This is a genomic window from Sphingobacterium sp. UBA2480 (assembly GCF_002341965.1).
Lineage (GTDB): Bacteria > Bacteroidota > Bacteroidia > Sphingobacteriales > Sphingobacteriaceae > Sphingobacterium > Sphingobacterium multivorum.
On record NZ_DDPA01000004.1, the window covers coordinates 310192 to 324435 of the forward strand.

Annotated in this window: 10 protein-coding genes; 1 reads left to right on the plus strand and 9 read right to left on the minus strand. The window is 41.5% G+C overall.

The window, feature by feature from the left end:
- Window positions 1–13: 13 nt before the first annotated feature.
- The 8 genes from B3600_RS08745 to B3600_RS08780 all read right to left on the minus strand — a co-directional run bounded on the left by B3600_RS08745 (window position 14) and on the right by B3600_RS08780 (window position 12161).
- Window positions 14–721, minus strand: coding sequence for a hypothetical protein (locus tag B3600_RS08745; RefSeq protein ID WP_286752715.1), 708 nt, complete (start codon window positions 719–721; stop codon window positions 14–16).
- Window positions 711–1259, minus strand: coding sequence for an RNA polymerase sigma factor (locus B3600_RS08750; protein ID WP_286752716.1), 549 nt, complete (start codon window positions 1257–1259; stop codon window positions 711–713). Before B3600_RS08750 ends, B3600_RS08745 begins: the two co-directional genes overlap by 11 nt.
- 143 nt (window positions 1260–1402) lie before the next feature.
- Window positions 1403–4000: a TonB-dependent receptor gene (locus B3600_RS08755; protein WP_286752717.1), complete on the minus strand. Its 2598-nt coding sequence runs from the start codon at window positions 3998–4000 to the stop codon at window positions 1403–1405.
- 750 nt (window positions 4001–4750) lie between these two features.
- Window positions 4751–6007: a YeiH family protein gene (locus B3600_RS08760; protein WP_286752718.1), complete on the minus strand. Its 1257-nt coding sequence runs from the start codon at window positions 6005–6007 to the stop codon at window positions 4751–4753.
- Window positions 6008–6128: 121 nt separating this feature from the next.
- On the minus strand, window positions 6129–7910 hold the full coding sequence (locus tag B3600_RS08765; RefSeq protein WP_286752719.1) for an acyl-CoA dehydrogenase family protein: 1782 nt from the start codon (window positions 7908–7910) through the stop codon (window positions 6129–6131).
- A gap of 134 nt (window positions 7911–8044) precedes the next feature.
- Window positions 8045–9220: an acetyl-CoA C-acyltransferase gene (locus B3600_RS08770; protein WP_070570298.1), complete on the minus strand. Its 1176-nt coding sequence runs from the start codon at window positions 9218–9220 to the stop codon at window positions 8045–8047.
- Between the two features lie 30 nt (window positions 9221–9250).
- A complete protein-coding gene (locus B3600_RS08775) occupies window positions 9251–11680 on the minus strand; it encodes a 3-hydroxyacyl-CoA dehydrogenase/enoyl-CoA hydratase family protein (protein ID WP_286752720.1) in 2430 nt (809 codons plus the stop codon).
- A 40-nt stretch (window positions 11681–11720) separates the two neighbouring features.
- On the minus strand, window positions 11721–12161 hold the full coding sequence (locus tag B3600_RS08780) for a MarR family winged helix-turn-helix transcriptional regulator (protein WP_046673745.1): 441 nt from the start codon (window positions 12159–12161) through the stop codon (window positions 11721–11723).
- A 275-nt stretch (window positions 12162–12436) separates the two neighbouring features.
- On the opposite strand from B3600_RS08780, the gene B3600_RS08785 reads away from it, so the two are divergent.
- A complete protein-coding gene (locus B3600_RS08785) occupies window positions 12437–13399 on the plus strand; it encodes an isopenicillin N synthase family dioxygenase (protein WP_070570303.1) in 963 nt (320 codons plus the stop codon).
- Between the two features lie 89 nt (window positions 13400–13488).
- Here the strand turns inward: B3600_RS08785 and B3600_RS08790 are convergent, their stop codons facing one another.
- Window positions 13489–14244: a porin family protein gene (locus B3600_RS08790; protein ID WP_286752721.1), complete on the minus strand. Its 756-nt coding sequence runs from the start codon at window positions 14242–14244 to the stop codon at window positions 13489–13491.

The window sequence follows — 14244 nt, forward strand, 5'->3', positions numbered from 1 at the left end:
TATCAGATCACTATTATTTTTTTTCGATTCCAAAACAATGCGGCGGTTTAATTACAGTTACTTTTGCCGAGTTCCGTTCCTCTTTGACGGGGAACACAATTTTCAGACGCCCTTTTGTTCCCTGCCATTTTGGCCCAAACTGCAGAAGTCGAACCGCTTCATCAACGAGAGCCTGATCTGGTTGTCCTTCAGCACTGATATGAGTAGGCACTCCATTTTTGTCGATTGTAAAATTGACAATAATTTCGCCTCCTCTTACAGATGTAACGGACTTCTGATTGAGGTACTGTTCAAAAATTTTCCATCCTTCACGCGGCGTTGCATCACCTCCATCCAACAATGGTTCAACAGACACCTTATTTTCAGGCTCGCTCAACTCTACATCCGTTGTACGCTCCGCTTTACCGCTAAAATGTTTAAAATAGAGCAAGGCCAATAAAGTCACAAAAAGTACCCCTGCGGTAGCACCTATCGCCAGACGCTGCCAAGTGAAATATTGGGCATGTCTTGTCGCAACGGTATCTTCTACACGACGATTGAGACGTTGCTGCAATAGACTCAATTGTCGGGCATCCACACCATTTTGTAATCGATAACCATCGATAGCATCTTGTAAAAAGGGATCTTCCAATGCTTCCCGTTCCAGTTGAAACATGTCCTCCTTAGTCATCAAACCATGGATGTAATTATGAATCCGTGATAATTGATAATTATTTTCCATTTTCTTTCCTTTCCATACAGATTTTTAGATTGCGCTTTCCATTTTGAATAGCACTCTTGACCTTATTCAAGTCATATCCGGTCAAATCTGCAATATCTTTATAACATTTTTGCTCGAGATAGAATAAACGTACACATTCTTGTTGTTCGTGGTTTAAAGTCTGCATACATCCCTCCAGTTTCTCAAAGTCTTTTTCTTCCCATTTGACTTCACTGGTCTCATTTAACTTTTGTTCACTTTCGAACAAATTGTCTTCAATATCAACCTGTGTTGTCCGCTTATCTTTACGTAACTGCATCAGGCAATAATTTTTGCTGTAAACGTGTAACCAGCTCTTAAAATTATCGACTTCATATTGCCGAAGCTTCGTGATAAGTTCTTCAAATATCTGCATCACAGCATCCTGACTACGGTCGGGGTCTTGTAAGTATTTAAAGCACACACCATAAAGCAAGGACATATAGGGCGAATATAGTTTCCCCAGCGTAGACAAGTCACCGCTTGTTTTATAGTGTTGTAAAAGCTCTTTTTCGTTCATGCGCAAATCATTCACCTTAATGATGATTTAAGATACAAATTTCCATATATAAAAAAAGGAGCTATTGAAAATTAGCGCAAAACAAAAACCGTCCCCATAACGAAATGGAGACGGTCGATAAAAATATAATATGAATTACGGATTTAATTTCCTTGTTTCCAATTGTATCGCAGTGTAACACCGTAAGTCCGCGGATCGGCAACTACTCCTGCATACTGTCCATAGCTTCCAGGTGCTGCCAGCAATTGTTCGTAGTAATCTTTATTGGTTAGATTTCTACTCCACACAAACACCGAAATACCATTCGATCCCCTGAATCCTAGCCGAGCGTTCAATACCGAATAGGCATCAATGTTTAGGTACTGTGATGGTGAGGAACTGGATGAGAATTTAGACCGGTGAAATAGGTCTGCGCCCAAAAAGTAAGATCCATTAATTCCGATCAACTTCCCACTTTTATTCGCTTCGCCACCCAAGGACCAGGACCATTTGGAAACACCAGGAAGGACGCCACCAGAGATATCTTTAAAAGCTTGCGCTCCGCCAACCTCTTCTAAGGGAACAGGTGCGTTGGTAAATTTAACATATTTGGCATCAGTATAGGCCAATGCTCCATTCAATCGGAGAAAATGTCCGATGTTGATATTACCATCCAATTCAACACCCTTTACACGTACCTTTTCGGCATTGGCCAGATAACCACGGTTTACCCCAGGCTCTGGTGTCTGCACTTGCGTCTGATAGTCTTTGATATCCGTTTGGTAGACGGTCAGATTGAGGAGTGCATTGCGTGTCGGATTCGTCTTCACACCAATTTCCTTATGACGGACAGCCTCCGGTTTTACTTCGGCGAGATCCAGCAGCACTGCTCCATTTGCTGTCGGCAATCCACCGACATTGATACCGACTGGCTTATAGCTAATGGAATAAGTTGCATAAGCATTTATCTTCGGATTGAAGCGATATCTTGCCGAGAGCTGGCCTGAAAAATTATCGGCATCAGCATTGACATCAAAAGTCTGGTTTGTATACACACCATTCTTTAAGGCAAGCAATGCGGGGTCTGATGTCTGCAAGCCGCCATAGGTCTGTCTATCGTAGTTTGCAACCTTTTTATCATAGTTGTAACGCAAACCAGGTAAGATGTGTAATTTTGGCGTAACAGCCCAATCGATCTGCGTATAAGCAGCTAAACTCGTACTCTTGATGCCATAAACAGTCTTGATTCCAAAATTATCGAATAAGCCCGGAGTTTGCCACAAAGCACTGGTAGAGCTTTTTTGAAAACGCCAAAAGGCAGATCCTGTTTCTTCGGTATGTACAGGGTCTGTGCCCAGATCCTGCCAAAGGCCAAATAACCCAACAACCCCGCTGACCTTTTCACTGATTTTCCCAGAGTATCTGAACTCCTGTGACCACTGGTTATGGACGGAATTACCTGCTGAAACGGTGTATACCGGAAGTCCTAAGTAATCACGGTCATTGAGCGGAACCCACGTCCATGTTCGCCAAGCAGAAGTAGAGGTCAGTGTCCCTTCTCCAATCTTGATATCGGCATTCAATGCGACCCCACCCAATTTATTATCGGCTTTGGATTGCGTATCCAGATCTATCTTACGTTCGAAAGCACTTTTATAGGGCAACTCGTAGCCAAGATCTTTAATAATTGCATCAAACTGTCTATAGTCTGCACGCTGTGTTTTTACAACTCCGGCAACCGCCCAGCCATAACCGTCCGGTTTTTGTGATGACACGTCCCCAGAAAGTACGAGTTTGATATTTTCGGTTGGGGTAAACAGCAATTGCCCTCTAAAGCCCAGGTTGTTGATATCATTGATCTTCCTATTGGTATGTACATTAAACAAGTTTCCATCCCGCTGTGTACCAGAGAAAGAAGCTCTCGCAGCCAAGTTTTTTGCCAATGGTCCTGAGATTGAAGTCTTCGCCTGAATAAACCCCTGGTTTCCATAGCTGACTTCCACATTGGCCTCGGGCGTAAATTGAGGCAGACGTGAGGTGATATTGAAAGCTCCCGCGGTTGTATTTTTTCCAAAGAGGGTACCCTGTGGTCCCCGCAGTACTTCAATCTGATCAATATCAATGAAGTCCAGCCAAGTTGCGGCAGGACGAGCAATATATACGCCATCAAGATAAAACCCAACACCAGGATCAATCCCATCATTGGTGAGGCCATAGGTGGAACCAAGTCCGCGTATGTTAAGTGTTGTATTACGTGCGTTCGATGCATACAACTGAACAGTTGGCACCAGTTCTTTCAACCGGTTAACATTAAAAGCACCTGCATCTTCTAATGCTGCTCCACGAATAATTGATACGGGAATAGGCACGTCCTGCAATTGCTCTTTACGGCGACGTGCGGTGACGACCACTTGATCCAAAGCTTCCAATCGTGGTGTAAGTTCAATCACGGCAGGAGAATGATCTACCACGATGTGACGAGTTTGATAACCGACGATGGATACGATCAATGAAAATGGTAATTTTTGTCCAGTTACAAACTGAAAAACTCCTTTACTGTCTGTTTTTACTTGGTGCGTAACAGCTTCCAGCTGAACCGTTACCCCCTGTAATGGTTCTTTTGTTACGGCGTCAATTACGGTACCTGTTAATGAGGCATTTATAATAGGTTTAGGATTTTCTACTTGCGCATAGCTGTGGTAAGAACCCGTTAAAAGCAAGCTAAAAACGACGCTAATTCGAAAAATAGCATTTTTTTTCATAAATTTATTCAGTTTAATGGTGAATCTAAACAAGTGCCAACGCCAATCGATACTTGCTTCATTGTTAAAACTTTGTGAAAGGGAAGCCTCGGCTTCCCTTTTCTAATATAAGAGAGTGTAAGAGAGAAATTTTAACAACACATTCGTTTTTGGCAACTTTCTAGGCCAACAACAGCTCCTTCTACCGAAGCAACCAATAAACTTGTTTTTGAAGAGTAATTTTGTTTCATTCTTTTTATCTTGTTATTTTCTTTTATTTCATACTGCATAAAGCAAATCCATATATGCACTTATAGCGTGGCAATTTCAAACAACTTTAAATACATACCTTTCTACAAAATCAATTTCATGGTTAGTTGGATTCATAGTCAAGTCAGTCTTTTTTGCCCACCTTTCTATTTACCTGAAAATCAGATAACGATACAAATATATAAATATTTTTTAAAAGACTACTAATTTGATAGATTTAATAATATTTTTTTTAAAATACCCTTAACCATTAATTTTAAGGCACTTAAAGAGAATAAAAAGGCTAATCGCATTTCATCCGGTGTAAAAAATCATGAAAGCTACAGTCGTCGTCAAGATGATCTACTGCATGCGGCTGGCTTTGGACTTATGAAGTGAGCTGTAAAAAGCGGTGAATCCGAGAGTGTATGAGGAGCACGGAACAAAAAAGGCCGTCCTTGTTGGACAGCCATTTTTACAATCATATTTAACGATCCGCCTCAGATCATAACACTTACCTTCTTAGCGGAATAACACCAGCGCAATCAATAAAGTAATAATAACATTAAAAGTCTGGGCAATCAGAAAGGCATATAGCGGTTTCTTGTTGTCTTGGACAAAAAGATCCTTAAAGTTCGTTTCCAAACCTATTGATGTAAATGCTAAGGTAAACCAGAGACCCTGCAGGTTTTTCAAACTTCCTTTGACGGCGTCGATCTTCTCAGGGGAGATAACGAATGAAAATAGCAACGATGCAAACACAAATCCCAGCACAAACTTCGGGAAACGCTCCCATATAATTTTCAATGTCGGTTTATCGCGCTTGGTTTCATCATCAACAGATTTAGCGTAGGTCCAATAAATACTAATGGCAAAAGCAGCCAGCCCCAACAATACATTTTGGGAAAATTTCACAATGGTACTGATCTTCAACGCTTCTTCACCGACCAAGGAGCCAGAAGCTACTACAGCTCCGGTTGTATCAATACTTCCTCCAAGCCAAGCTCCGGTAACTTCTTGCGACAAGCCCATCCACTCCGCCATATAGGGCATGAAAATCATCATTGGAATTGCTGTAATCAGGACCAACGAAATCACATAGGAAAGTTTTTTGCTATCGCCTTTGATGGCTCCAGATGTTGCTATTGCGGCGGAGACGCCACAAATAGAAACCGCACTCGACAGCATCAGGGACATTTCCTTGTCAATCTTTAGCTTTTTACAGATCCAAAACGCGAAGTACCAAACAGACAGCACAACGGCCAGTGCTTGAATAAGCCCCAAAGATCCCGCTTTGAGAATATCTCCGAAAATCACTGTCGTTCCGAGCAAAATTAAGCCTATCTTGACATACAGTTCCGTACTGAGTGCCTCTTTAAACCAATTGGGCAGTTTAAAGCAATTGCTGATAATTAAACCGATAATCAAACTAAAAATCACAGCTTCGAGATTATATTCTTTCACCGTTGCGTTGCCTGCCAAAATCAGGGCAAATACCGTAAGGATAAATACAGTCGGAAATACAACTAATAAATATTTTACAGATTTTCCCAAAAGAAACGCGCCTAATATCGCCGTAACGAATACAAAAATAAACTGCTCAAAAAGCTTCAGTAAATTGGTCGGTTCGAATATCGTTGAGACGAGTTCGGCAGAATTACTCCACGAAAAACTAGGTACCGGCGCAACAATTCCTGAGAGAGCAAGAAATATGGTAGCAATCCCCAAAATGACGACTACCCAGTCTTCTGTAAATGCAAATGATTTTGAAGATGTCATAGAATGGTTAGGGTTTAAAGGTTAAATTTAACATAATTACCGTTACTTTCTAGTATTGTAACACAAAAATGGCCGAAGATTTCTCTCCGGCCATCAACCAAAACCAATAATCTATTATCAATCAAAAACAATATTTATTCTCATCGATCAATTTTTTTGCGATTCGCTGACGTGCATCTTTCACATTAAATGGCTGTGCTTTTGTGAATCTGCGCAAACCAACTAACATCATATTCAGTTCGTCGCCTTCGCCAAAAGAATATAATGCTTCTTTGCCAGCAGCGCTAACTTTATCAATAGCACCATACAGGTAAATTTTAGCCATATCTTTCGCATAGTCTGCTTTAGCTGATCCTGTATGCAGCAATTTTTCCGCACGCAACAAGACTGACTCAGTGATATAAACATACCCGATAATATCTGCAATGTTCATGAGGATTTCCTCCTCTTTGGAAAGAGACATCATCAATTTTTGCACAGCTGCTCCGGCAATCAATAGGCCTGCTTTTTTAAGGTTTGCCACAATTTTCTTTTCTGCAGCAAAAGGTGCGTCGTCCTCTTCACCGAAATCCGGAATAGCTAGAAGCTCTCCGGCTACAGCTTGCGCTGGTCCCATCAGATCCAATTCACCTTTCATGGCCCGTTTTAACAACATGTCAACCACAAGTAATCGATTCACTTCATTGGTACCTTCAAAAATCCTGTTGATCCGTGAGTCCCGATAAGCGCGTTCCATCGGCGCATCTGCAGAATAGCCCATTCCACCATAGATTTGCACGCCCTCATCAACCACATAATCCAACATCTCCGAACACCATACCTTGATGATAGCACACTCAATTGCGAACTGCTCCACAGACTTCAATTTTGCTTTCGCTTCATCCATACCACCAGCAATCAGTGCATCATAGGCATCATCGATATTTTGACCCGCGCGATATGACGCAGATTCCACAGCAAACAAACGTGTTGCCATTTCAGCGAGCTTATAACGAATGGCACCAAATTTAGAAATCGGCAGATTAAACTGCACACGTTCATTAGCATACTGCACCGCATGATTAATCACCATACGTGCCGAACCAATTGTGGCAGCGCCTAGTTTTATACGTCCAATATTCAGGATATTTACAGCAATCTTAAATCCGTTTTCACGATCAGAAAGCATATTTTCTACGGGAACGGCACAGTCATTAAAAAAGATTTGACGTGTTGACGACCCTTTGATGCCTAATTTATGTTCTTCTGGATTCATCGTGATACCACCAAAATCCTTTTCGACAATAAATGCCGTCAGATTTTTATCATCATCGATTTTTGCAAATACGATAAAGATATCTGCAAAACCACCATTTGTAATCCACATTTTTTGACCATTGATCAAATAATGTGTTCCTTCAGCATTTAATTTTGCCGAGGTACGTCCAGAATTTGCATCCGATCCGGCATTGGGCTCTGTCAAACAATATGAAGCTTTCCATTCACCGGTAGCAAGCTTTGGAATATATTTCGCCTTTTGGGCATCATTACCATAATACAAAATAGGCAGTGTTCCGATTCCCGTATGAGCAGACAATGCAACAGCAAAAGAAAACCCACCACCTACCGCATCTGCAACAAGCATAGACGTGTTAAAATTTTTGCCGAAACCACCATATTCTTCGGGAATAGAAACTCCCAGCATCCCGAGTTCACCGGCCTTATCCATCAAACCAGGCATAAGCCCCTCTTCTTGTGCATCTATACGATCAAGTTTGTTCAATACCTCCGTATCCAAGAAATCCAAGCAAGTTTGACGAATCATTTTGGCTTCTTCATCAAATTCTTCCGGAATAAAAACTGCTGTATAGGGCGTCTCCCTAATCACGAACTCTCCGCCTTTAATTGCTTTATTTTCGCTCATTGTCTTTTTAGATTTGTATGGGCAGCAAAATCTTACTATGCGACGAATGCTGTCCACAATGTTGTTAAATACTTCTATTCGCTATGAGATCAGAGATCCATATTTTAATTATATCGCTGTTTTTAAAGACCTATTTAGTCCAATAACTCAAAAATACCAGCTGCTCCTTGGCCAGTTCCAACACACATCGTCACCATGCCGTATTTTTTGCCTCTACGCTTTAACTCATTTAGGACTTGGACTGTCAATTTCGCGCCTGTACAACCAAGTGGATGCCCTAATGCTATAGCACCACCATTGACATTCACTTTCTCTTCGTCTAATCCGAGTTCGCGAATAACGGCTAACGATTGAGACGCAAAAGCTTCATTCAGTTCAAATAGATCAATATCTTCTTTTTTAAGCCCAGCTTTCGCCAAGGCCTTTGGAATAGCGTAGATAGGCCCTATGCCCATAATGCGCGGTGGAACACCTGCCACAGCAAAACTAACAAGCTTTGCAATTGGTTTAACACCAAGTTCTTTCACTTTTGCTTCAGACATCACCAAGACAAATGCTGCTCCATCAGAAGTTTGTGAGGAATTCCCCGCCGTTACTGAACCATTCGCTGCAAAGACTGGTTTTAGTTTCCCTAAAGCCTCCAGGGAAGTATCAGCCCGAGGACCTTCATCTGTATCAACAACATATTCGCGCGTTGCAATCTTACCGTCTTTCAGATAATTTTCTTTTACAGTAATAGGCACAATCCCATCTTTCAAATGACCGTTTTGAATAGCTGCAACTGCCTTTTGATTTGATTTAAGTGCAAAAGCATCCTGATCTTCGCGTGAAACATTGTAATCTTTGGCTACGGCTTCGGCAGTCAATCCCATTCCCCAATACCAGTCAGGATGCTCTTTTGCCACAACAGGATTAGGCACAATCTTCCAACCTCCAAAAGGCATTCCGGACATCACCTCTACACCACCGGCAATGATAACATCTGCCATCCCAGTCTTAATCTTTGCTACCGCGGTTGCAATGGTTTCTAGGCCTGATGCGCAGTACCGGTTAACGGTTACACCCGGGACCTTATCCGTGTCCAATCCCATCAGTGAAATGAAACGGGCCATATTGAGTCCCTGCTCCGCTTCCGGCATGGCATTCCCAACAATGACATCATCTATATCTTCTTTATTTAAATTCGGCACAGTGGATACAAGATGTTTAATAACATCCGTGGCTAAATCATCGGCCCGCATAAAGCGAAATACTCCCCGGGGCGCTTTGCCTACTGCTGTACGAAATCCTGCTACTATATATGCTTCCATTATTTTTAATTTTTTCGTGAGTAGTGAGTTCTAGTTCCGTAAAGGCTTACCCTTGGTCAACATAAATTGAATTCTTTCAAGCGTTTTGCGTTCAGCACAAAGCTCAAGGAATGTTTTACGTTCAAGATCCAGTAAATACTGTTCAGACACTTCCGTCGGTGACGATAAATTTCCACCACACATTACCCAGCCTAGTTTCTCTGAGATCTTACGATCATAATCAGAGATGTAATTGCCTTCACGCATTGATGAAGCGCCCACATAAACGATTCCTAATCCTTGATTTCCCAAAACTTTGATATCATTGCGTGGAGCAGGCTGAACATACCCCTCATCTGCCAACTCTAATGCCTTTGCCTTGGCATCCGCCAGAAGACGGGCACGATTCATGGTGATTGCAAATTTATCTTTCTGCAAATAGCCGAGCTCATAGGCTTCATAGGCAGAAGTCGAAACTTTTGCCTGACCAATAGTCAGGAATTTATCTTTTAACGTATTTTGGACAATTTGATCATCTTTAAATTCCTCCGAGGCACGTAGCGTAAATTCTTTGGTTCCGCCACCACCAGGAATAACACCAACCCCCAGTTCAACCAAGCCCATATAGGTTTCGGCATGAGCCTGAACAAAATCGGCATGCATGGAGAATTCACAGCCTCCACCAAGCGTCATTTGAAATGGCGCAACGACTACAGGTATTGACGAATAGCGTAAGCGCATGGATGTATTTTGAAATGCACGAACGGCCATATTCAATTCATCAAAATCCTGTTCTACGGCCATCATGAAAATCATTCCGATATTGGCTCCAGCAGAAAAGTTTTTTCCATCATTGGACACCACTAAACCGCGATACTCTTTTTCAGCGAGGTCAATGGCTTTATTCAATCCCTGGATAACATCCCCACCAATGGTATTCATCTTGGTATGAAATTCACAATTAATGATACCATCGCCCAGATCAATAATAGAAACACCCGTATTTTTCCAGATTGTCTTACTTTCCCGGATGTGATCCAATACGATCAGATCTTCGGTACCGGGAATAGCTTTATACGATTTGGTCGCAATATCATAATAGTGACGTACACCATTTTCTATTTTATAGAATGATTCACATCCGGCTTCCAACATCTCGTGTACCCAGGAAGCAACCTCCCCGTCCTGACCCGGAAGTCGTTTTTCTTCGGCCTTAATTTTAGCTAAGGTCTCGCGAACACCTAGCGCATCCCATACTTCAAATGGTCCTAACTCCCAACCAAATCCAGCACGCATGGCATCATCGATCCGGAAGAAGTCATCTGTAATTTCGGGAACACGGCGGGATACATATTCAAACAATGGATAATGCATGGCACGGAAGAGTTCCGCCGCTTTATCGGTTCCTTGTTCATATACTTTCATCCGCTTGCGGATATCCTCCACAGGCTTGGTAGCTTCCAAAGTAGTGGATTTCACTTTTTGCTGTGAACCAAATTCCAGTGTTTTTAGATTTAAAGATAAAATCTCCGAATTACCATCGGCAGCTTTTACTTTTTCATAAAACCCTTTCTTGGTTTTCTCTCCCAACCATTTATTCTCGACCATCTTGCTGATGAATGCAGGAAGCTGGAAAACGCCTTTGGCTTCATCCTCTGGGGCATTCTGCGCCAGTCCATTGGCAACATTCACCAAAGTATCAAGTCCTACCACATCGGCTGTACGAAAAGTCGCCGATTTGGGATGCCCCATTGCAGGACCGGTATATTTGTCGACCTCCTCAACGGTCAATCCAAGAGGTTCCACTAAATGAGTAACCGCCAACATCGAATAAACACCGATACGATTACCAATAAACGCCGGAGTGTCTTTACATAACACAACCGATTTACCCAGCATTTTGTCACCAAAGTGAAGTATAAAGTCAACAACCTCGGGCTTGGTATGCGGTGTTGGAATGACTTCCAATAAAGGGAGATAGCGCGGCGGATTGAAGAAGTGTGTGCCGCAGAAATGATCTTTAAAATCTTCACTTCGCCCTTCTGTCATTAAATGAATAGGGATACCAGAAGTATTGGAAGTAATCAATGTCCCAGGTTTTCGAAATTGCTCAACACGCTCAAAAACAGATTTTTTAACATCGAGCCGCTCAACGACAACCTCGATAATCCAATCCACAGAAGCAATGTCTTTTAGATTATCGTCAAAATTCCCTGTTTTGATACGTCTTACAAATGACTTGCTATAAATTGGCGAAGGGTTTGTTTTTAAAGCCGTTTCTAAGGAGCTGTTGACAATTCGGTCCCGAACGATCTTACTCTCCAAAGTTAAGCCTTTGGCTTGTTCTGCCGGAAGCAGTTCGCGCGGAACAATATCCAACAGCAAAACTTCAACACCAATGTTAGCAAAATGACAAGCAATTCGCGAGCCCATAACACCCGATCCGAGAACTGCCACTTTTCTAATATTTCTGTTCATCATAACATATTTATCATGCACTTCTGTACATTTGGTTTAATTCCTAGATGATTACTTCTTCTTTGTAACTTGTTGCGAGCTCATTGAGTTTCGCTAAAGAAGCAATCAATTGATCCCGTTCATTTTCTGAAAAATTGTCCGCTAAATATTGATTGAAATTACGAACAACATCTTTAGCAATCCGTCTTTTCTCTCGCCCCAATTCGGTTAAATACACTTTTACGGACCTCTTGTCGGTCTCACTCGTTTCGCGGTATATAAATCCCAATGACTCCAAATTATTCAACACCCGAGACAAACTAGTTGTTTTAACTCCTGTCAAATTTGCAATCTGAGAAACAGGTGTACCCTCTTTATGGATGTTAATCAAAATATATCCCGCAGCCTGGGTAAAACCGTACTGCGAAGCAATTTGATTATATTTATTGGCTATTGTCTGCCAGCCTGTTTTTAAAAAATAATCGATTGTCTGATTTTGGTTCATAAGCGTACTCACAAGCTATTTATTATGCTTGCATAACAAATATACCAGTTAGCAATTAGAATAACAAGTTCGAAATTATAAATTTTGTCATATGTTCGTCAGCATAATTCGGCATACATACCTAACGATACTTGTCGTCAATTGTGAAATGTGGAAAACTTTTAAACACTGACATACAGCAAAATAAACAGAAACACAAAACTTTTATTAACAGTCCCTGTTTAATAATCAAAATTAATTCCGTTAACTTTGTCCTGAACAAACATCAACACTGTATGGCTTTAGTAAACATACCTCGCTTGGACTTGCTACATTATACACAAGGAACCCAAGAACAACGAAATCAATTTATCCAAGATATTGGCAAAGCTTTCAATGAAACAGGCTTTGTAACGATTGCAAATCATGGCTTATCAAAAGAGCTGATTGAGGAATTATATCAGGTGGTTCCTGAATTTTTTGCTTTGCCTACTGAGATCAAGGAAAAATATGAATTTCCAGAACTTGCAGGTCAACGTGGCTATACCGCAAAAGGAAGAGAAAAAGCCAAAGACGCGAAAACACCTGACTTAAAAGAATTCTGGCAACGCGGTCAAACGATTGTTGGTGAAGAATATTCCAAAGCTGATTTTCCGGACAATCCTGAAGTAGCTGAAATTCCTCGCTTTAATGGCGTAACCGCTGAGGTTTATAAAAAACTAGAAGATACAGGCCGCGACTTATTGAAAGCGATCGCGACCTACCTCGATCTGGAAGAAAATTACTTTGAACAATATGTCATCAACGGTAATTCTATTCTACGTGCTATCCATTACTTCCCAATAAACGATCCTGACGCCTTAGCCCCTGACGCAGTACGCGCAGGCGCCCACGAAGATATTAACCTCATCACCTTATTGATTGGAGCTAGTGCGGATGGTCTTGAAGTGATGACAAAAGACGGGGAATGGTTTCCTATCAAAGCCAAGGGTGAAGATATCGTCATCAATGTAGGTGATATGTTGCAACGGTTAACAAACAATAAGTTGAAATCTACTACGCATCGCGTAGTAAACCCACCACGTGAGAAGATGGGTACTTCCCGTTTTTCTATTCCTTTCTTTTTACATCCAAAATCCGCCATGAGTTTGGCTTCATTGGATTCCTGCATCGATGCGGAACACCCGAAGGCCTACGAAGATTATACCGCCGGTCAGTACCTGGATGAACGCTTAAGAGAAATCGGATTAAAAATGTAAAACTCCGCATCATTTAAATGAGCATAACAGTATAAAAAAAGAAATGGCCGATCCTAGGATCGGCCATTTCTTTTTTATGGATATTAAAGCTATTTCAATTTATAACCTATACCAACATTCATAAAGATATTATGTAACCCAAAGCTAATACTTTCAAATCCGGTTTTCATAATATTATTGAAGCCATAATCCAACTGTGCCAACGCAAAGAATCTTTTGTCGATAGCATAATGTGCGCCCAAACTCATACCAACATCAATACTTCTAACACTCTCCGAGAAATCATAATCAGCATTATCTACAACAATCTTATTTCCGGTAGGCTCCTCATGCCTAAGATAGCCGTTGTAGGCCTCGCCATAGAATTCCTTTTTTACCGCAAAAGAAATGTAAGGACCTGCCTGTACATTCCAACGACTTGAAAGCTGATAGGTAGCTTGGATCGGAACAGTCAGATACAGGTTATGTACTTTTGTTGTGATATCACCCGTATAATAACCTCTCAGCTCCTCTTTTGCATCATTCACCGCATTGAATGTCGTCTTGTATCCTTTAACACTCGCCTCTGTATCCATTCCCTTTCCTTCGAAGACGATTCCCAAAGATACTCCCCATTGGGAATCAATATGATAGTTTGCCCTTGCTCCGACAAAAAAGGGAACATTCGGATTATAGCTTTTAATCTTTCGAATTTCACGTGGCAATGATAGGGGGGCTGCGCCGCCGATCTTACCGCCTACTATCACATCAAAACCCAATTTACCCTCATCCGCTGTGTTTTCCTGCGCATTGGCAATAGATCCTATCAAAACCATCGCAGCCAGTGCGATTGTATATTTTATCAT